At 41.0% G+C, this 20,014-nt stretch carries 21 protein-coding genes and 2 tRNA genes; 15 read left to right on the top strand and 8 right to left on the bottom strand.

Annotated features, from left to right (window positions below; genetic code table 11):
- The first annotated feature begins 240 nt into the window (after positions 1 to 240).
- The 3 genes from M2298_RS20500 to M2298_RS20490 all read left to right on the top strand — a co-directional run bounded on the left by M2298_RS20500 (position 241) and on the right by M2298_RS20490 (position 1,840).
- Positions 241 to 840 (top strand): phosphatidylglycerophosphatase A family protein, encoded by a 600-nt coding sequence (locus tag M2298_RS20500; RefSeq protein WP_122964839.1) that lies wholly within the window; start codon positions 241 to 243, stop codon positions 838 to 840.
- Positions 841 to 1,643: 803 nt separating this feature from the next.
- Positions 1,644 to 1,720, top strand: a tRNA-Ile gene (locus M2298_RS20495).
- A gap of 44 nt (positions 1,721 to 1,764) precedes the next feature.
- Positions 1,765 to 1,840: transfer RNA gene (locus M2298_RS20490), tRNA-Val, on the top strand.
- 111 nt (positions 1,841 to 1,951) lie between these two features.
- Here M2298_RS20490 and M2298_RS20485 read toward each other — a convergent pair.
- Both M2298_RS20485 and M2298_RS20480 read right to left on the bottom strand, forming a co-directional pair.
- The gene (locus M2298_RS20485; RefSeq protein WP_173599611.1) at positions 1,952 to 3,094 is read right to left on the bottom strand and encodes a site-specific integrase; all 1,143 of its coding nucleotides are present in this window, start codon (positions 3,092 to 3,094) and stop codon (positions 1,952 to 1,954) included.
- Positions 3,081 to 3,257 carry a hypothetical protein gene (locus M2298_RS20480; protein WP_173596927.1) on the bottom strand — a complete coding sequence of 59 codons (177 nt, stop codon included), beginning with the start codon at positions 3,255 to 3,257 and terminating at the stop codon, positions 3,081 to 3,083. The genes M2298_RS20485 and M2298_RS20480 overlap by 14 nt, the downstream gene beginning before the upstream one ends.
- A gap of 325 nt (positions 3,258 to 3,582) precedes the next feature.
- Between M2298_RS20480 and M2298_RS20475 the strand changes: the two genes are divergently transcribed.
- The 3 genes from M2298_RS20475 to M2298_RS20465 all read left to right on the top strand — a co-directional run bounded on the left by M2298_RS20475 (position 3,583) and on the right by M2298_RS20465 (position 5,151).
- Positions 3,583 to 3,705, top strand: a complete 123-nt coding sequence (locus M2298_RS20475; RefSeq protein WP_217365150.1) for a phage terminase large subunit family protein — start codon at positions 3,583 to 3,585, stop codon at positions 3,703 to 3,705.
- Between the two features lie 39 nt (positions 3,706 to 3,744).
- On the top strand, positions 3,745 to 4,023 hold the full coding sequence (locus M2298_RS20470) for a hypothetical protein (RefSeq protein ID WP_173596928.1): 279 nt from the start codon (positions 3,745 to 3,747) through the stop codon (positions 4,021 to 4,023).
- Between the two features lie 438 nt (positions 4,024 to 4,461).
- On the top strand, positions 4,462 to 5,151 hold the full coding sequence (locus M2298_RS20465) for a DUF1906 domain-containing protein (protein WP_173597061.1): 690 nt from the start codon (positions 4,462 to 4,464) through the stop codon (positions 5,149 to 5,151).
- A 52-nt stretch (positions 5,152 to 5,203) separates the two neighbouring features.
- On the opposite strand, the gene M2298_RS20460 is transcribed toward M2298_RS20465, so the two are convergent.
- From M2298_RS20460 to M2298_RS20450, 3 genes are all read right to left on the bottom strand, one after another.
- A complete protein-coding gene (locus tag M2298_RS20460) occupies positions 5,204 to 6,088 on the bottom strand; it encodes a hypothetical protein (RefSeq protein ID WP_173596929.1) in 885 nt (294 codons plus the stop codon).
- Between the two features lie 114 nt (positions 6,089 to 6,202).
- Positions 6,203 to 6,481, bottom strand: a complete 279-nt coding sequence (locus tag M2298_RS20455; protein WP_173599827.1) for a hypothetical protein — start codon at positions 6,479 to 6,481, stop codon at positions 6,203 to 6,205.
- Positions 6,482 to 6,503: 22 nt separating this feature from the next.
- On the bottom strand, positions 6,504 to 6,707 hold the full coding sequence (locus M2298_RS20450; protein ID WP_229049710.1) for a hypothetical protein: 204 nt from the start codon (positions 6,705 to 6,707) through the stop codon (positions 6,504 to 6,506).
- Between the two features lie 92 nt (positions 6,708 to 6,799).
- On the opposite strand from M2298_RS20450, the gene M2298_RS20445 reads away from it, so the two are divergent.
- From M2298_RS20445 to M2298_RS20430, 4 genes are all read left to right on the top strand, one after another.
- Positions 6,800 to 7,141 (top strand): hypothetical protein, encoded by a 342-nt coding sequence (locus M2298_RS20445; RefSeq protein WP_173596931.1) that lies wholly within the window; start codon positions 6,800 to 6,802, stop codon positions 7,139 to 7,141.
- A gap of 135 nt (positions 7,142 to 7,276) precedes the next feature.
- Positions 7,277 to 8,116 carry a hypothetical protein gene (locus M2298_RS20440; protein WP_173596932.1) on the top strand — a complete coding sequence of 280 codons (840 nt, stop codon included), beginning with the start codon at positions 7,277 to 7,279 and terminating at the stop codon, positions 8,114 to 8,116.
- A gap of 461 nt (positions 8,117 to 8,577) precedes the next feature.
- Positions 8,578 to 8,988 (top strand): hypothetical protein, encoded by a 411-nt coding sequence (locus M2298_RS20435; protein ID WP_173596933.1) that lies wholly within the window; start codon positions 8,578 to 8,580, stop codon positions 8,986 to 8,988.
- Between the two features lie 250 nt (positions 8,989 to 9,238).
- Positions 9,239 to 10,363, top strand: a complete 1,125-nt coding sequence (locus tag M2298_RS20430) for a DUF4238 domain-containing protein (protein ID WP_173596934.1) — start codon at positions 9,239 to 9,241, stop codon at positions 10,361 to 10,363.
- A 121-nt stretch (positions 10,364 to 10,484) separates the two neighbouring features.
- On the opposite strand, the gene M2298_RS20425 is transcribed toward M2298_RS20430, so the two are convergent.
- On the bottom strand, positions 10,485 to 11,000 hold the full coding sequence (locus M2298_RS20425; protein ID WP_173596935.1) for a hypothetical protein: 516 nt from the start codon (positions 10,998 to 11,000) through the stop codon (positions 10,485 to 10,487).
- A gap of 568 nt (positions 11,001 to 11,568) precedes the next feature.
- Complete coding sequence (locus M2298_RS20420; RefSeq protein ID WP_173596936.1) at positions 11,569 to 12,531, bottom strand: hypothetical protein; 963 nt, start codon at positions 12,529 to 12,531, stop codon at positions 11,569 to 11,571.
- A 1,799-nt stretch (positions 12,532 to 14,330) separates the two neighbouring features.
- Between M2298_RS20420 and M2298_RS20415 the strand changes: the two genes are divergently transcribed.
- The 5 genes from M2298_RS20415 (at position 14,331) to M2298_RS20395 (ending at position 18,380) form a co-directional block, all read left to right on the top strand.
- Positions 14,331 to 14,570, top strand: coding sequence for a hypothetical protein (locus M2298_RS20415; RefSeq protein ID WP_122964845.1), 240 nt, complete (start codon positions 14,331 to 14,333; stop codon positions 14,568 to 14,570).
- A 349-nt stretch (positions 14,571 to 14,919) separates the two neighbouring features.
- Positions 14,920 to 15,243 carry a hypothetical protein gene (locus M2298_RS20410; protein WP_173596937.1) on the top strand — a complete coding sequence of 108 codons (324 nt, stop codon included), beginning with the start codon at positions 14,920 to 14,922 and terminating at the stop codon, positions 15,241 to 15,243.
- A gap of 807 nt (positions 15,244 to 16,050) precedes the next feature.
- Entirely contained in the window at positions 16,051 to 16,704 is a 654-nt protein-coding gene (locus M2298_RS20405) for a glycosyltransferase (RefSeq protein ID WP_173596938.1), read from the top strand.
- A 126-nt stretch (positions 16,705 to 16,830) separates the two neighbouring features.
- A complete protein-coding gene (locus M2298_RS20400; RefSeq protein ID WP_173596939.1) occupies positions 16,831 to 17,046 on the top strand; it encodes a WYL domain-containing protein in 216 nt (71 codons plus the stop codon).
- A gap of 827 nt (positions 17,047 to 17,873) precedes the next feature.
- Positions 17,874 to 18,380, top strand: a complete 507-nt coding sequence (locus tag M2298_RS20395) for a hypothetical protein (RefSeq protein ID WP_173596940.1) — start codon at positions 17,874 to 17,876, stop codon at positions 18,378 to 18,380.
- A gap of 543 nt (positions 18,381 to 18,923) precedes the next feature.
- Here the strand turns inward: M2298_RS20395 and M2298_RS20390 are convergent.
- On the bottom strand, positions 18,924 to 19,715 hold the full coding sequence (locus M2298_RS20390) for a VanW family protein (RefSeq protein WP_173596941.1): 792 nt from the start codon (positions 19,713 to 19,715) through the stop codon (positions 18,924 to 18,926).
- Positions 19,716 to 20,014 lie beyond the last annotated feature (299 nt).

Here is a 20,014-nt window from a genome sequence, read left to right as displayed (position 1 = left end):
GTCCTCCTTCTGGGTGTTCTTCGCAAAATTTATTATACAGGAGAGCACATAACCTGCCCAATGCTTTCGTGTGCCCCAGCGCATCGTCGCGAGCTAGTTTGCCCTTCAAGCATTTTGCTGTGGCGGAGCGGAAGGGCGAATTACCAATTATTTGGGCGAAAGATTGTCGCAATTTTGTCACCATGTGATACTATGGTAGGAAACGACTTCACTCGATTTGTGGAAGGGGTTGTCTCTTATATGAAGAAGCAAGTACACAGCATCGAAGTCAGAAACGCTGCTCTCAACCGTCTGGCAGAACGTGGCGTCACGGTGGAGGATATCGCTGAGATTGTCTATCTCATGCAGGCCCCCTATCACCCTGGCCTGACGATAGAACCGTGCATCGAGAGCGTAAAAGCCGTCTTGGAAAAAAGGGAAATGCAGCACGCCATCTTGGTAGGCGTTGAGTTGGATACGCTGGCGGAAAAAGGACTGTTGTCCGAGCCGCTCCAATCGATCATCGCAACGGACGAAGGCCTGTTCGGATGCGACGAGACATTGGCACTAGGCTCCGTCTTCGGATACGGCAGCATCGCAGTTACCACTTTTGGTCACTTGGACAAACATAAAGTGGGCGTCATCAAAAGACTGGACACCAAATCGGAGGAGGGCCGCGTCCACACCTTCCTCGACGACCTCGTAGCCAGCGTGGCCGCAAACGCCTCCAGCCGCATGGCTCACCGCATGCGGGATGAGCAGGAAGCAGAACAAGCCCGCTTGGAAGCCGAAGCACTCAAGCGCGGGGAAGCCAAGCTGCGCGTGGAGGAAAAGGCCGGGGGAACCGAGCAGGCGGGGTAAATGCGTTGCTGCGTAGGTTGGCGGTTTTGATGGTTGAGAGGATTTAGGTGGCTTGGATTGTTACCTACCTATCTTTGTGTGGTTGTTTTGGGCAGGGATTAGGGAGCAGGGGTAAGGTAAAAGAGCAAGGAAGCGGAATTTTGTTGGCGGGATTGTGAAAAGCCTGTCGGTCTTGAAAAGGTAGTAGATTGTGAAAAGGTAGTGCATTGTAAAAATCTAGTGAATATCCAAAAAAATAGTAAATTGTATAAAGTAATCAAGAGCCATTTTTTCGTTGGTGCTGTTCCCATTTGGTTGCCGCTTGCAGGAGCGAGTGGCAGGAAGGGTGGGGAGAGGAGCGGCGGGGGGATGGCTTTTTGGGGTTCGGGGGGTGAGAGTAGGGGGAGGGGGAAGTTAAAGTGTTGGAGTAGGGGAAGAAGAGGGATAAAGAGCAAGGACAAGAACAAGAACAAGAACAATGCGACGGCACTCCCTCCCGACTCCCACTTTTCATTCCCCAAGCCCCAAAACTGATGGATGTAGCAATGATTTAGGAGGGTACTTAGAAAAGGAGGGCAGTCAGTAACAACTTGGAAAAGTAGAGGAGTGGAGGGCGAGAAAAAATTTATCGGTTATTTTTCAGCAGAAAGGGGAGACAGCTTGAGTTTTACAGGTGGTGAATACGCAATAAAGTAGGTTTTAAGGGGGTTTTTCAAGTTCTTTTGGTCAGAGTGAAAAAAATTACAAGAAATTATTCATTTCCTCTTGAAATCCAATTTAGGATGCTGTATAGTAATAAATGTGATCGACGTCCGGTGCGATTGGGGCCCTTAGCTCAGTTGGTCAGAGCGGTCGGCTCATAACCGATTGGTCGTAGGTTCGAGTCCTACAGGGCCCACCATTAAGTGAGTACATACGTTTCACAAGGTCACATACATATCCCATGATCCGGTAGCTCAGTTGGGAGAGCACCATCTTGACAGGGTGGGGGTCGCTGGTTCGAACCCAGTCCGGATCACCATAAAACAAACGTTAGAACCCTTGGTAATCAAGGGTTTTTCTTATGTTTATAACGACCCCACTAGTTCCCTTTTGTACGAACAAGAGCAAATTGGTGCCGAAGTGGTGCCCTTTATTCGACTAAAGATTTTTTGGTGCCATTTGGTGCCGAAAAGAACATTTCCCCGAAAGCATCCGCTGTTTCCTTTTGCATGTGTGGAGTAACATGTGAGTAGCGATCCAGCATCTTCACACTTGACCATCCCATACGTTCCGCTATTCGTTTATTGTTCTCTCTCATTTTTAAAAGCATAACTACATGAGTATGACGTAGATCGTGAAATCGAATTCTTTTCAGTCCTGCTTTTTCAGTAAGGCGATAGAATGTGCGATTGATGTTGCGTGGTGAAACTGGAGTGCCTAGCTGTGTGCAAATCACCAGGTCGTTATCCTCGTAAATATCTCGATTTGCCATCTTTTCCTCTTTGGTTCGGTGCCGCAGTTTCTCCAGCTCAATTGCTGTAACCTTATCAATACCGATGGAGCGTATACCTGATGCTGTTTTTGCTCCAGGCTCAAGAGTCTTTCCATCATGGTTAAGAATCTGTCTAACGGATAGAGTCCTGTTTTTCAAATCTAGATCCTGCCACCGTAAGCCCAGTATTTCTCCTTGCCTCATTCCGGTTGTTACTGCAAGCAGGAGAGCACAGTAATAGCGATCCTCTTTGGCAACTCCAAGAAGGAGGTGCGCCTCTTCATCTGTCCAATAGAACATTTCCTTTGTTTCAGCTTTGGGGCGATCAACAACAGCAGCTGGGTTTTTTATGATCATGTCCCACCCGGCGGCCTTTTTCAGTGATTCGTTGATGATGGTATGTACTTTTTGGATGTTCTCCCCAGAAAGCCGCTCAGACTCGTGTAGTTCATTATATAGATTTTGGATGTGCCGAGGAGTGATGTCGGCAAGGGCTAAGTCTCCCAATGCTGGTAGAATGTGATTATTTACCAATCCTGCATAGGTTTCAAGCGTGCGCGATTTGACTTTTGTTTTCTTGTCTCGAAGCCAGTCAACCATGAAGTCCCGATAAATAGTTTTGGAGGCATTGAGGTTCAATCCTTGTCCGAGTTCATTCAAAAGGTCACGTTGGGCCGCTTCAGCTTCTTTTTTCGTTTTGAATCCTCTGCGCTTGATTCTTTTCCGCTTTCCATTCTCATCAATCTCAATTGTGAAATACCAGGGATTCTTTTGAACGCTTTTGTCTTTAGTTACTGCCATCTTCCATTCCTCCTTGTTTGACCCAGACATTTAAGCTCAGACCATACTTCTCTTTTGCGAATTCTGTTAGGCCGGGTATCAGCCATTCTTCAATTGGTAATGCTCCGTTTGTCTCGGTGATAATGAAGTCGATCTTCCGCTTCCTGTTGTTGCTTTTCGTCATCTTTTTTCGCTCCTTTATGAACGAATTGCTCACCATCCCCCATGTAGTGTACAGTTAGAGCCAAAAACTCATATGTATCAAGGCTTCACAGCCCACTGTCCTCTAACTAGCTGACACTCACGACTGTCCTCTAATCTGCTGACAGTTCTGTACCCTACGTAGAGGACGGTACTGTCCTCTAATCCGAGGACAGTCAAACTTTTTCCTTCATTAGAGCACGAAGCCTAAAGAAAATCTTTAAAGAAAATATTAAAGAAATATACTCGCGACATGTCACTCGTATTTAGAGTGGCATTTTTTATTTAAGAGAAAGGAGAGGGTTAGCATGAGTACAATCGATCATCCAAAGCTAATTGCATCCGAATGGGTAGATGAACCTCCAACTATGATGGTGTACCCAACTGAGCAGATGGCTGAAGCATTTTCTAAGGAACGATTAGCAAGATGATAGATACAGGGAAGGAGTGATAGAAAAGTGGTAGCGAAGATGAAGCACATGCTGATGATATGTAGCATCGTGTTACTAATCTATGGATGCGGTACAAGCAGAGAGTTTCTAGTAGTAAAGTATAACGACCAAGGCCAGGTCATCACAAGCTATCATGTCAAAGGCTTTCAACCGACAAAGGATGAGGATGGAGTCTCTTTCTTTATGATGCAAGATGGACAGCAGCTATTCATACAGGTCAGTGGCAATGTAGATGTGATTGAAGTAAATGGCAATGTACAAGCCACAATGGAGAGGTTGGGAATCAAAGATGGGTAACTACCTTGGCTGGTTGAGCAAAGAGCTAAAACGTGACTATCTAATTGCGAAACTCAGCTCAAAATCGATGCTAGGAATATTTACGGGTCCTTCTGGAAGCCGGGAAGACTGCGGGTGAAGCGAGCCCCGAAATCTCGCTAGATTTATTTTTGAAAAATTACTTTCGCTTTTGCTTAATCCGATCCAAGAGCTGACATTTTCAAATTTTGGCTTCATCTGATGACCCGAAAATTGGTATCCCTATGATACGAGTTTAAAACGAAAGTGAGGTGGGAAAATTGGCGAGGCCAAAGGCGAAACCAGAAAATCTACAAGATAAAGAAATACTGACGTCAGAATTGGCGGCAATTGTAGGGAAGACTCCCCAATGGATACGCCAATTGACGAGAGACAAAGTGCTACACCAGGTAGGCAGAGGTAAATACAGTCTCGGAGAAGCTGTTCAAGCGTACTGTCTGCCGCTATCTTGTTCCAGCCCAGTATGCCTGGAAACTGCTCGCTCGCGCAGAAGCCGAGGCGATCACATCGGCAGGGATGCAGGTCGTATCAGTTTTCCAGCGCGGAACTAGTGATGCTTCTGGAGGAGCAGCCAACGGAATACGGGACGGCAAAGCAGCGCTCCAGGAAGCCAAGCAGATCGGTCAGCCTTTAGGTACTGCCATTTATTTTGCTGTGGATTTTGACGCACAGCCAAAGGATTACGCATCAATTGAGGCTTACCTGAAAGCAGCAGCCAAGGAGCTGCCCGGTTATGTGGTGGGTGTGTATGGCTCTTATGCTGTCCTTGAGGAAATGGCGAAGCGAGGGGCCTGCAAACATTTCTGGCAGACCTATGCCTGGAGTAGAGGAAAGCTATCCAAAGCGGCTAACCTCTATCAGTACAAAAACGGGCAGACGCTTGCGGGGCACACAGTAGACTACAATGACGCTCTCGGTGGTGAGGGTTGGTGGAATACTAATCCACCCGCTGTGGAAAAACCTGTGAACAAGTTTGACAAAGAGTCGGCAGAGGAAGTAATCGCGATTCTTGGCTCGGTCTGGATGGCGAGTGACAATGATCCAGGTGTGAGAGAAGCAGCTCACTACGCTGCTAATGCTTTACGTGATGCTGTAGGTATACCAAATTAAAAAATTGATAGCCCATCCAACAAATGTTACTCTCCAGGATGGGCTATCGTTATTATTCATAAGGAATTTCAAATATTATTTTTTGCGTAGACACTTCTTCAAAAATCCAATTATTACCTGATTGGTTTATTAATTTTAATTTGACTGGGTTTGGCATTGCACCGAGAAGTTCAACTACAAGTTCTTCTTGTAGGTTTTCTCGAAAAAAATCTTCTAATGTTCTTAGTTTATTTATTATTGTGTCAAAATATCTCACATCCTGTATCGGATCTCCAGATGATGTTATACCGAGACCTGGCGGCATTATCGCAAATTTCTCACCACTACTTTTCGTTAATTCCATTAGTACCAAACTTCCAGCCTCTCTTGCATCCAAATGTTGACTTTCAGTAAGTGCATGGGTTACTCCTGTTGAATCGGGAATGATGTAACTCTCTATTAACTCAGGCCAGTTATCATATACAGTCTGTAGGATGGACTTGTGTGTCCATTCTTTATGTTGATAAATGTTAATTAGAAAAGCAGATTCCGGCATCAAGTAAAGGAATAGTAATGGGCCAGTCCGCTCTATATAGCGACCAGTTTTCTCAAGTCTATCCCCGAGATGAAGATGTAACACCCCCCAGTCATTAAACATCCCGTCGATCTTAGAGATATTTTCAACCTTCTTACTGAGATAAGGTGATATATCCTTACCATTTTTTAGCGTTTCGATCAATTGATTAAGCCCCGCTAAGTGGACTGTCGGGCAACTGAACTCCTTTGATTTGTACACTTGTCGTCCTTGAGTTTTACCACCAAGTTTTCGTAAAAAGGTAAAGTATTTTATTATCTTTGCATCTTCTCTAAGACCACTTGAGAATTGCAGACCTTTATCTAAAATCCTCTGGGACATAATGCTCTTCCAGTCCGAAACCAAGTCCATTTCTATATTCATCACTTTCCCCTCCTTTAAGATAGAGAATAACAAACAAAATAAGATATAATTTTGTATCTCGAGATAATTAATATACAGCAGCCCTCCTTCGGAGCAATCCGGGGAGGGCTTTTTTTATTCGTCCAACTTTTTAGTTATGTGATTTGCGCTCTCGTCAACCACTAAGACTTCGTCATGGTAAATTCTGAAATGAGCAACCTCACAACTTTTGCTAACGAAAGATATTTTCACGGAATTATTATCAATGTGAAGGACATTTACCTCATCGATGTTGACCAAAGTGATAGCTCCATCTAATGTGATGGTATTATCAGGCGGTGATAAATCTAATTTAATGGCATCGATATGTTTTAAAACCTGATAGCTAAATACGGTTGGACTTTTAATAAGCATATTCTTCCTCCTGATAACTCGACTATTTGAATATCTTTTTCAACAATACGAACAAATCGAATGTGGTCCGATGATAGACTTTGTTGTAAGCATACTTTTTCGGATTGCGCATCCATCCCCATCCACGAGGCATCTTCAGACCGTATCCGTGAACAATCTGCCGTTTCAAACTGGTTTTGGCCGCTAATCTCTTTTTCAGACTCGGCTTGCGTATGCCGAATTTCAAAGTGATCACTCCTTTAATACAGTATAACTAATCATCGGAATCTTTTCTAATATTTGGTTTGGGTGTATGATTGAAAAAAGTGAGGTGATAGAATGACCTATAATTTAAAAGATGTTGGCGAACGTGGTATTTCACTGAGTCTTGATCTTGGAGAAAGACCCCAAGTTCTATTTACTGGTCCTGAGTGGAAAATGGAAGATGGAATGAAACTTGATGACGGTCCAGGTTGGTCTATGAAAACTTCAGGCCCCGATTGGGAAGGCATAAAGATGGATAGTGGTCCTGAATGGGAACTTAAAGTATCCGACTCTGATTGGAACCTGAGCCTGGACGGCGGTGTTGGTTGGCAAATGTACGGACCACCAGAATGGGGATGTAGTTCACTCGTAGTTGGACCACCTGACGGCTGGAGAATAACTGTGCTGCCCCACTAAAAAGTGGGGCTTTATTTGTAATCTCTAACTTTTTCTCTTCTGTAAAAAAAGACTTTTTCACATGAGAATATTCAAAGTTAAAGTATGTAACTAAAAAAGTAAATGAAATATCCTTTTGTTAATGGAGTGGTAAGTATGAACGAAATACCTTTCTTATCAATTTTTGCTAGAGATTACCCCTTAATTATGATCATTGGCTTTGGGGTATTCCTGATTTCGACAGTTGTAAAGCTAATCAAAGCATTCATTAGATATGTAAAAAAGTCTGACTTCGATAAAATATTCGATACAAAGGATCAACAAAGTTGGGAAACCGGCTATAAACAGCTAATGTTTACACTGATACTGATTATTTTCTCGCATTTACTAGGTGGAGGAATAGCCCTTTCAATAGCAGAAAATGACAACGATTCATATTTTTTAATTTGGCTTGGCGTGCTCATTATTATAACCTTATTAATTAGTTTCAGTATCATCATGGTCCATTTGGCTATAAGAAAGATCGTGGCATTGTACTCAAAACTAATTCGTAAAGAAGAATATGAACTTGATTACAGCAAAAACAAACGATATTATAAATTTCTGCTTCTGACACACTTCGTTAGTGCTTACTTTTCCATATATTGCAGTTCAGCATTTACAACGTATCGTCTAATGATCAAAGAAACAGATTGGCTGTCTCTACTCGGCTCAATTTTGGCAAGCACACTTTTTGCTTTAGTCTATTTTCATTTTTCAATTCATTTGTATCGTGATGAATTTAAAATAGAGAATCCCGCCGGAAAGAATTCATATAAAATGATTATCCCACATATAGAAACAGTGCAAAATCAGCCACTTTTTGTTTTGTATTCCTTAGATTCAAATCGGATTGTTTTGGGCAATAAGCCAACTGAGATTGAAAGTAATCATCTTTACATTTACGACAGGGATAAACATAGATATCTTCTTTTCATGCGGCAAGAGAGCAAATGAAAAAAGCGCTATTAAGCGCTTTTTTTTAAGGTTTTAGGAATCTAATAATCCCAAAAACTAAAGTACCTAAAGCAAGTGCCGTACCTATATACCAGAAGATTAATTGTAATTTTGCTTTTCCCACTGTATTCTCAACAAAATCTTCAGTTGTAACTTTATCTGATTTCACAGTATCACGTATACTCTGTAGTTGTGACTGTCCGTGGCCGACAAGAAGAATGTCTCTATAACGTGTCGCATTTAAAAGCTGAATGCCAAGTTCGCCTTAACAATTTTCTGTACGATGCCAAGCAGCAAGCGAACGGGCGTGCATAGAATGAACAGAGAGATAGCAGCAGTAGACAACCCGCCTTTTTAAAATGGCGGTGTTGAGAAGACGCTGCAGTCTTGAAAGCATTGCATTGTGAAAAAACGTAATATACAATTAGTCCCAAATGTTATAGATAAAGGGGCTAGTGTTCGTGAAAAAATACAAACTCGTTATGGTTACTGGAGTACTATTGAGTTCTCTTTTGTATGGTTGCAGCGTTGATTCGACGACATCAACAAAACAGGCAGCGATTAGTCAACAACAGGAAGAGGAGACCAAAGCTGCAATCCAAGAATTTAAAACATATCTGGAAGGCAGCTTTAAGGAAACGTCCTGGTACGCGAATATTAAGGCAGTGGATATGACAAAGATTGATGACAAATTCAAAGTAACAGTCACAACAGACTTAGCGAATGATGTAATCGGTACTGAAAAAGGCGATAAAATAATTGGTACAGTTCTAGGGTGGGGAAATGCACAAGATAGTAAATACAAGGTTTCAGAGGTTATTGTTAATGGCTCCGGCGGTGTAAGTATCGCTCAAAAACTAAACCCTTTATAAGTTACAACCCGCACCGATAATAAAGGGCGGGTTGTTCTTGCTACACTGACCGATGAAGATAGCCAGTGGATTTCTATGAATCATATTACGGTTTAAAAAGCGAATTAAGGAGGACTATAAGTGACAAAAGAAGAGTGTTGATGACTTGAAAAATCACAAACTTTTAAAATATAGAGGATTGTAATGGAATAATATTGATATGAGTATTTCAATAATACATAATTAAGATAAAAAAATTTAAGGTGAAAAAATGGCGGAAAAAAACAGACAACATTATGTTCCAAAGTTTTATTTAAGAAATTTTTCAGATAGTACAAAGGCAATAGATACCTATAATATTACCAATTCGAAATATATACCGAATGCTTCCATCAAAGATATGTGTCAAAAGCACAATTTTTATGGTTCGGATAAAAAAGTAGAAAACTTCTTAAATGAAGAAATAGAAGCAAAAGCATCTTCGATTATTAGAAAAATTCTTGATAAGAATGAATTTCCGAATAATGAGGAAGATTATTTACACCTTGTTATGTTTTTACTTGTTAGTGAGGCAAGGAATTTGAAACATGCCGACTCCGCTAATAATGTGGCAGATTTTGTGGCAAAAACATTAATGAAAGAAGACCCTGCTTTTAAAGACGTCGATTTAGAAAAATTTAAAATCGAGTTGAATGAACCGGCTAACCACAGTATTAAAGCAGCTATTGAGGGTGTACCTTTTGTTATTGATCTAGAACCACTTCTAATTGTAGAACAAACAGGAGCAAGAAGATTTATTACGTCAGATAATCCTTTAATTCGGTATAATTCATTTTATCTTACTAAACGATATCCGGGAGGATTTGGTTATATTAATAGAGGGATGCAATTCTTTTTCCCTATATCACCCCAAAAATGTATATTGCTTTATGACAGTTTTTCCTATGAAATTCCCGAAGCAAAAGATAACGTATTAACTTTACGGAAAGCAAGAGATGTCGATCAATTAAATGAGTTATTTTACTTAAACGCATATAATAACGTGTTTTTTAACCAAAAAACTAGAAGAGAATATATTGAAGGAATTCATTTTGGGAACAGACGAACACCAAAGATTAAAGAGTTAGAGAGAGAAGTTGCATCCTTCAAGTCGGCTGACTCAAATGGTAGGCTCATTCATATTAGCCAAAATAAAATATCGAAGAGAATTAACTTTCCATGGATTAAAATCTCCAAAGATGCCAATAAATTAATAATTCCGTCGCACATGGGTGGAATAAATAGAATGGAAAACGCATATATTAGGGAATTTTTACAAAAAGAAAAGACTATGTTTGAGAAAAATCAACCGTCATTTAAAGAAAGATACTATAGAGCAGATAAAAGCCAAGATTAAAATTCCGTAACTGGACAAAGAGCGGCCTTCTGCGATCGCCAGTTTTCGTTGATTTTATACTAGCTGGCTAGTAAACAACCCGCCAGGCTTAACATCTTGGCGGGTTCTTAAAGGCAAGTTACTACTCGGTAATGTTAAAAACTTTAAGCAATTCTTGTTCATATTTTGAATTTCTTCCTATAACAAAATTAATGAACTTTTCTTGATCAAACCATAGGAAAAGGTCGATGACATCGAGGTCTTCATCTAAACGATGTCCTACATTTCGTATTTTTAGAACACCTCCTCCTTCTAACAAGGCATTGCCAGTAATAGTTATGATTAGATCATGTATATCCTTACTTGAATCAAGGCTGGTAAAGGCCAAAACATTAGGAACTTCGTGATTAGGGTTTATACTATTGAATTGCTTCGCTGCTTTGTGAATGTGAGCTGAAATGGAATTATAGACCGGGTCATCCTTGTGGCCCTCGAAATCATCATATTCAAGAGTTTTCTCTTCACAATAGAATACTCTCTTACTGTGCATTAAAACATCAAAGTCAGGTGTTTTTGTGGAACCTTCTTTGATTTTCTTTACCTCTAACCCATACCCACTTAAAAAAATCTTTACTACTTCCTGTCCATAGTCTGCCATATGATCACCCTCAATTGATAAATTTTTTATTGGTCCTCTTTCTATGCCCACGAGGCCTTGGTGTATCCATCCACTTCTGGATTTGGCCCCGGAGCTAGAGCGGGCCACTTGCAAGAGTCTTCAGTGGCACGGGGAACTGTTCTCGCTCAAGATAAATCTTGATGTATTGTTTGGACTTGCATACCATTCGCTAAACTTCTGCCATAACCTTAATGGCGTCTAAAATTGTACTAAGGGGACGGGTTTTAGAGGATATATGACATAAAAGCCTAAACTAGGCGAGTATCTTCATGTTGTCTAGAAAACCATCTAATGATTTGCTGTGCTATTACATCTACAAACTTTGCAAAGTCATGGAGCTGATCTTGAGGACATTCATCCCCCTTTGCTTGATAATTCGTTTTTGCGTGTGCAAACATGTTTCTTGTATTGGAAATAGAATTAGCGATTTTTTCAAACGCTTTCTGGCGATCATCAAGCTTACTATCGATGTTAATTTTTATATTTTTCTTAAGGAACTGTGGTAAAAAGTTTTCTAATTCGAGTAAGTCACAACAAGCTTCGATTGTTAATCTAATAGCAAAAAATCCTTTTGATTAGTATTTCTATGTTCTTCATAAATTTTCCCTAATTCTAAAATGTAATTTGCATCTGGGGTTAAAGCTCTGGGACTAGATAACTTATTTACAGTTTTTTCGATCAGGTCTTTGCGTATTACTGTTTGTGATACGTACTCAATAACTCGTGTATAAGCTAAAATTAAATTTTCTGGAGTATGGGAATTACTACTTGAGTTATAGATTTCTAACAGTTCATTAATTCCTTTTCCATAAATTAATGGTCTGAGCTTAACCTCAATGGGGTTTTCAAGATTTTCTGGTTCAACTTCTTCCCATGGGTCATAATCTGGTCGAACTCCTATATGGAGTTCTAAACCTAAAGTTGATCTGAGCTCGAAAACATAAGAATTAAATAGTTTATCGATTACTTCATTTTCTATTCCATCTGGACATGAAATTAATATGAATACATCGTCGCTATCGACTGGTGGAACATATTTGCTAAACTTACCTTCAATTGTAAGTAAGATGCCGAAACTAGTTAGTCCGTGAATTATCTCTAATGTATAAATTTTCTGCGAGACAGAAATAGAACTCTTCAAATTACTTATCTCATATATTCTATTAAAGAGTCCCCAATTATCAGTATCTATTCTAATTAATGCAGTGTTGAGACCTATGAATTTGAAATTACCCATAATCTCGCCATTTTTCGCTTCGTTAACTATTTCTAAGATGTAATTAAGATTACAGTCATAATCATAGGTTGCCCTTGGAAGCCACAATTTTACTGATGTGTTGTAATTAATTGGCTTGACAGGACGATTATTATCAAGCTCTTCTTCATCGTCTCCTTCCTCAACAGGATAATAATAATGATCTAATTCAATTTCAATTTCGTACTCCTTACAAAATTTAAAAAGCGCGTCTAATTCTTGTTTTAAATTTGGTGGTTCGAATATGACTTCCATGATTATTTTCACCTCTAGGAAAATAGTACCACGTACAAAGTGTTAGAGTAACAATTAAGAAAAATTAAAATTGATCAGAGCAGTACCGCGAATGGGATGCATTTATTTTAGAAGATAAACTGACCCTTATTAAGAAAAACAAGATACAAATGTTTGCCTCTGGTTTTAGAAATAGATGTTCCAAAAACTTCAAATCATGATGAAGTTGTGAAGGAAAATGTCCTACAACAAGGAAGCAAATAGAGTCCGATGATTTCTTGACATTGTAAAGAAATCATCTCAAATCTAGTAAAATGCTCTTAATTGTACAAATTCATATTCTTGTCGTAGTATTATTCAATAAAAGATCAAATGCATATGATTGTTGCATAATTTTTGATGCGAAGTCCACATAAAACTTCTGCAACTAGCACAAAAGTTGACAGATAAATTAGCTAATGGTATTATTGCATCAAATTAATATTGTACGTAGCGGAAGTACCGCACGATCATTCTTCTCTAGCAGAGAACCTGCAGAAGATGTGTCGTGCGGTTTTTTTTGTTACAGATGGAAGGAGTTGAAAGAAATTGTAAATTATTTCGGGAAAAGTAAACGAAAGTTCTTGTTTTGTGGTATAATAAACTTGTGTAAATTGATAAAAGTATAATTTTCTCATACAACAGGATGGTGATTGACATCGAATGCAAGCATGTGGATTTAGATAAGCTCTCTGCATTTTTAGGTATTAACCTCAGATCGGTTATTGGGATTAATCAAGATCAAAACTACGTTCCATAAATAGTAAAGCAAGAAGCATCTTTAATTCCTTCTGTGTCAGATCACGACCAGCTACAGACAGTTTAATCTGAGCTAATAACTCTTCACCTAATAAAAAGGAATGTTGTCATCTACCGGCAGAAAAAGAAGAAATCTTAAATGATTATTCTACTTCTTGAAACCAAGAGACATACAAGCCATAGTGCAGTTAAACGATTTGACGATAGCTTAGGTGATTAGGGTCTGTCGCTCATATAGGATTTTTAAGCGTGTGTTCCCTCGATAGTTAAAGGGACAATCATGAATGGAAAAGTGGTGCCGAAAGTGGTGCCGAAACGTAAAAAAAGACACCAATGAGAGCTAATGCCTAACAAACATACAAACCACTAAAATGCTGTAATATCAACGTTTATCTAACTTAAACAAACTACAACAAAATAGGTCTGGCGTCTTGACAGGGTGGGGGTCGCTGGTTCGAACCCAGTCCGGATCACCATATAATGAATGCTGAAACCTCTTGGTAATCAAGGGGTTTTTCTTATTGTTGTCATTTGGTTGTTTCATTGGTTTTGATACGAATTTGTATTTTGATACGAACCTAGGCTATTTTCGGGTTTTGTAGAATATATTACCAAATCCATCCCGGGTGTCTCTCTGGAGATTAGGCAAAGGTTTCTATATGTATCTAATGTAATACGGACATTGGCCAGATCTAGCATTTCTAATACAACCTTTTCGAATTTACTCCTTGTTTCAATAGCAAGCTTGCATGAGGATGACGGATATCATGGAATCGAATTTTCCGCAAAGCTGTCTTCTGAGTGAGGATGCCAAAAGACCTATTCAACTTGCGTAGGGATAGTGAAGTGCCACCAGAGGTACAAATGACCCACCCAAAACCTCAATACAAAGGGCGGCGGTTAGCCACCATTTTCTGATAAGATCGATAAGTCGCCAACTGTTCGTTTCCCACCTGCTTTTCATTACTGTGATATAATGAAAATAAAAACAATGGGGTGTATTGTTGAAGAGACAATTTTTGATGATTGTAAGTGATGTAACCAAACCACAAATAGATAGCGCCAGCGAAGCAGTAAAAGATTTTAACGAATTTATTGACTTGATTCCAATTGAGTCTAAATCTGATGGAGGCTATAGCCTGTACCTCGATATTCAAAAAGGCGATGTTCCGATAACAGTTTCAGATACACGAAAATTCCTGAGAAATTGGTTTATGCCTTTAAAAATAGAATGTGATTCAAATCCACGAGACTTTTATTAAAAGTCTTTTTTTATACAAAGTAAGTAAAAGTAAGTAAGAGGTGTGGGGCGCTGGTTCGAACCCAGTGAAAACTTCTTTTGACTGTTCCTTGATGAAGCTGATTGTCGAGTGGCTCCCCGATTTATCCAATCGGCTGTTTTGTTATCACTTGCTACGTGGATTCAAATGTTGCATTCAAATCCTGTAAATATTTACGCTTAATTGGCCCGTTGTAAATCTCCTTTGTTATCCGTTGATGGAACGCCGTGTGCGATGAAAGTCGCCTGTACGGTGTAGGCTCGTTATAAACCGAGAAATAGAAAAGGGATAAGGCGAGAATAGCGATACGACACCACCAACATTCACATTTGTGAATCACGATTATCGGATTGGAGCCACAGATGCTGATCTGAAGTTCAATGTGAATGAGGATGGAACCCTCTATTTTGTTGTAGTTCCTAGCAATGCTTCCGCACCGAACAGCTCTCAGATTAAGGCAGGAACTGACGGACAAGGGAACCTTGCAGTAGATAGTGGTTATATCGCAGCGAGTTTTAGTAGCCCAAATAATGTCCATCTAAGTGGATTGACTCCTGGTCATACCAACTACACTCTTTATGTAACAGCTGAAGATGCAGCTCACAATGCTTCTTCGCCTATCGGTTTGCCTTTCTATACTGGTACTGCAGATTAGACAGCGCTCCATCAGTCATTACTTTCGAAGTCGCTCAACCGAGCGGCTTTTTCTTTTGGAAAGGGGGAAGGAACACGGTTGTTCTAGAATCACTTGGAAGTTGGGTGCAAAATACGAGTAAAGTCTTGGATCAGACAGTGCACCTGTCACATTCTCACCAGACGGGCCAGTAATGGCAGCAGGACATGACGCTTCAACAACTTATGCATTGATTCCGCTAAGTGCTAGTAGAATTGTGTCACTTGGATCACTCAGCAGAAGCGTTTTCCAGAAGATATGGAAGACGGGTGACGTTGCTGACCCAGCGTACCCGCATAATTTGATCAAGTTGATTGAGACGGATAGGCCAGATAAGTATGATGTTGATAAGCCTGACAATTTTATCGATAAAGAAACGTCTACGGCCTTGAAGCTGGAGGGCTGGAAACGTGAAGCCGGCTTGAAGGCAATTGACAGTGTTTGACTGCCAAAAGACTACTGAACAACTCGAGCGCCTGGAAAAAGCGATTGACCAACGATCCAGCAGGCGGACTGAGCGAGTTGCCCTGGCTCATGTTTACGATGCCTGACCGGACAACAGAAAAAACAACGCGACAAAAACACAGCCCTCCGTCCAGGGGATAACCGGGGGGAGGGCTGTTGCCTGTTTGAACAACTCCATGAGCATTTCATCTATCTTTTGGCAACCATTGAAAACAACCCTAAATAACCTCAAAGTGGCAAGTGTAATGTATAAAATCAGGTATCTCAACGATAATAAAACAGCCTGAAAAGACTTATTTCCTATGAACAGAGGAGCAGATGAATATGAAAATCAAACGGATGCTTGCGTTACTGTTGACCTTGGCACTCGTTTTTAGCATGATGCAGGCAGTAGTATCCGTGCAAGCCAAAGAGGGGAAGGCCGCTGATTCAGTTTGCCTCAGTCCCAAAATGGTGCAGTTGAAGACAGATATGCAGAAAGTCTGGATCGACCATACAATATGGACGAGAAGCTACATTGTCAGTGCCATATCGAATCGTCCAGACCAGAAGGACGTTTTGGACCGACTTTTGCAGAACCAGCAGGATATCGGGAATCTGATCAAGCCTTATTATGGGGAAGCCGCCGGAAATAAGCTGGCTGATCTTCTCAGAGAGCATATTTTGATCGCTGGGAAAATTGTAGCGGCTGCCAAAGGGGGCAATCAGGCGGATGTGAAAAAGCTGGAGGCGGACTGGCATAGAAACGCTGACGATATTTCGAAATTTTTAAGTGCAGCGAATCCGAACTGGCAGTTTAAAACGCTGCAAGATATGCTTTATGCGCACCTTCAATTGATTACGGAAATAGTTCTGAACTGTCTCAAAGGAGATTGGAAAGCGGATATTGCAGCAACGGACAAAAACGAGATCCATATGATTCATTTGGCGGACATTTTGACAGAAGGCATCGTCAAGCAATTCCCTGAAAAATTTTAACCGGGTAGCTATAGGGCAGTTCGATGCTTCTGCAAAGCTCTACAAGTGTAGAGCTTTTTTTATTTGCATGTTCGTATTATGTTCGCATATAATACAAACAAACGTTCCTGTTTGGAGGCGAACAGCATGAAAAGGCAACTGCAAAGAGCCATACAACAGCGTCAGCACATCCGGATTATTTACCTTGGCAGTGACGGCCGCACTACACAGCGAACTTTGCGTCCCATCGAAATTTCAGACGACCGACTGAAAGCGTACTGCCTCACGAGAAAAGCGCCGCGTGTCTTTGTAATCGACAACATCCTTGCGGTACAGTCAGTGGCGAACCGCCATGCCGTCTGATCTCTTGTAACATATGGAAGGGTTGGTGTGTTGAGAGGGCATTCCAGATAGACAATCCGTTCTCGATCCGATTTGTTCTGCCGGAGCAACGAGAAGGGGTCCTTCAGCTGAAGAAAGACAAGAAACTGGTAAAATGCCTCTTTTAAGTGGGGTACTTCCCGTCAGAAAGGTTCATATTTTTTCGGATCTCGACCTGGTCGTTCCACTACGGGAACGTCTCTGTGATGTACTTCTTATCTATGTAACGGCTGGACATTTTTGTGATGCTCTGAAAGTGGATTAGTTCCAGCTGTGTAACATCGCCGCTGAGGATGTTTCGCGCTGCGATTTTGAAAAAATTTTCCGCTCACGCTTCTTCATGCCTGTTACCGGTTACCTCTCGTCGTTTATTAAAATCTTTCTCCCGATGTCCTTACTTAGCGAAGGCGCTATTAAGCGCTAAACTAAGGAGGAGATTGTGATGATGAAAAAATTTCTGAATTGGGCCCGTCGTTATGGCAATTGAAATGATCATCCATTGGTTTAACTGATCTTCTGGCATGGGGCTGGAGATTCAATTATCCCGCCATTCATCAAATCGCGCGGGTTGAAACGATAACTTTAGTTAGCTGCAAGATAAGCTTGCTCCCTTTACCCTAAATCTGCCCGTTGTAAATCGTTATCTTCTTATTTGTTGATGGAACGCCGTGTGCGATGAAAGTCGCTCGCACGGTGTAGGTCCAGGGTGACCCGGAAATAGCTTATCAGTAACAATCGAACAGACAGCACTAAGTGCGGAGCAAGTCCAATTTAGATGGAGGTGGTCAGATAGCGACTATGCCGATTACATGGTGGCTTATGTAAAGGGGCAGGAATACAGGGTCTTCAATTACGGGGAGACTTATGGATTTGGTGCTATTAAAACATTACGTGCGGATACTAGCTATGACATCACGCTTCATTTTTACAAGAATAATGTCAATATCGCCCAAGGCGAACTGCATATCGTTACACCGCACGATGATACAATTGCTCCAAACGTGAATGTAATGCTTGGAAATCACACATCGACCACGGCAGATTTTGAGGTTTGGTCAGATGAGCCCGGGACTATTTACTATATCTTCGTCAGGGACGCGGATTTTAACGTTATGCCTAATAAAAGTTTGATTATGGCCCGGAATGATCCGAGAATCGTACGATCTGGACAATTGAATGTAACAGCCGATCAACGGAAACAGGTGCTTTTGGATGGATTTACTATTACCGAGCCAGGATATTGGACACTTTATTTAGTATCGGAGGATTCGGCGGGTAATATTTCAAGTATCCAAGGAGCAGGGTTTTCTCTGTGAAAAACGTCGATACTTTTTTCAGCAAACGGGATGTGACTGCTTGCGGTCAACAAAACGGTCATGTCGTTTGTTGATCCAAACAAATTAGTCGTTGGCGGCTGATCCTTAGGATTTATCTGGGGTTTTTTCTTGGAAAAGCTTGAGTAAAGTGCGGAAGAGTCGGTCAACCGAGCGGCTTTTTTGACAAGGAAGATGAATAAAGGTAATGAGGACATTTGCCAATAACTGCCCTAATCACCAGAGGAGCAAGTCAGAGAGAGGCACAATCGAGCTGGACTTCCTTCCTTTATGGCTTATGGCTCGCAACGATTTCGGTCGTGCCAAACATGCAGATTGAACAGCCTGAAGTGGCTGAACGTCTAATCGAGTGTCAGCTAACGGATAGAGACATTTTGGCTAAAGATTTTTTTCATTCGTATCGCAAAAAAGGGGGCAGGAAACAGGGCAGGCAAGATAGCAAATGTTTTGGCAGAACGGAACAGCGGGTGTTGAGCATTCAACAACTTTTGCATTACGGCAAATCAAGATAGGTTCTTGGTGCCCCTACCGAGTTATTTCATATTTGACTTCAGAATAATTGTGAATCATCAATTCTTCATGCAGAAGATTCCCGGTTCGTTTATCAATGACTCTCCTCCATATTTCGTTCTCTCTAAAATTCTTCCCGTCTATATGATGGAATTGATGATTTCTTTCTTCCAAATGGTAGGAAAAGGGCAACTCGTTTTCACAAAAAACAATTCCTTTTAGATGTTGGTCGGTTAGCCAAACGTGAAATTGAAATTGATTATTGGTGGGATTAAAGAAACGCAAATCCACGTAATTAAAAAATACGCTTGCCCCACTCCCGAAAGGCAAGACCCTATGCTCGTCTGGAAACGGATCAAAACTATGATGATGTCTCTCCGTGATTTCTAACGGTGTATGCAAGGCAAGCCAAAAAAGCAAATTCGCTAACTGGCATAATCCTCCCCCAATACCTGTCTTCACTTCACCTTGCGATAACAACAATCCGTCAATATACCCTTTGCTCGCTTTCGGTTTCCCGATTAAATGCCAAAACGAAAAGGTTTCACCTGGCTTCAAAACAATCCCGTCCATGGATTTTAGGGCAATGCGTAGATTGGTAATTTTATTTTCCTGTAACATCGGATCGGATGTACCCAATTTTCTCCTTAAAAGCGATTGATGGCGTTTGACTACATGGGGGAAGCGATCAACCATTCGCTTATTGGCAAAATTCACAAACAGATTGCGAGTCGTTCTCTTTAAACGAAGCTGAAGGATTCTGAGTTTGTAGACTAAAGGCATTTTAACTGCGAGCTGTTTTATCATTGAGGTCACCCATTACCAATTTGATTTTTGCGTGCGATGGAGTTGCGGACAACTTGAACGGACAACTTGAACAGTTGCGAAGGTCGGGAGTAATCCCAGACTGCTCCTGCTAACCGAAAATTATACCATAATATGGAATCCTGATGTTTTCCATTTCGCGCTTCTTGCGATACAAAATTTTGAGCGCGGCGATCACTGACTAAAATGGGACTATCCGGACAGCAAACAGAAGGCAGCCGAGCTTGGAACGAGAATGAAAAGTCCGAAGCGCCAGCTGCCTTTTTGCAAAAAACGCACGT

Origin of the sequence: Brevibacillus sp. 1238 (assembly GCF_029892995.1) — a bacterium.
Classification (GTDB): Bacteria; Bacillota; Bacilli; order Brevibacillales; family Brevibacillaceae; genus Brevibacillus; species Brevibacillus parabrevis.
This window is presented reverse-complemented; position numbering and strand designations above follow the sequence as displayed.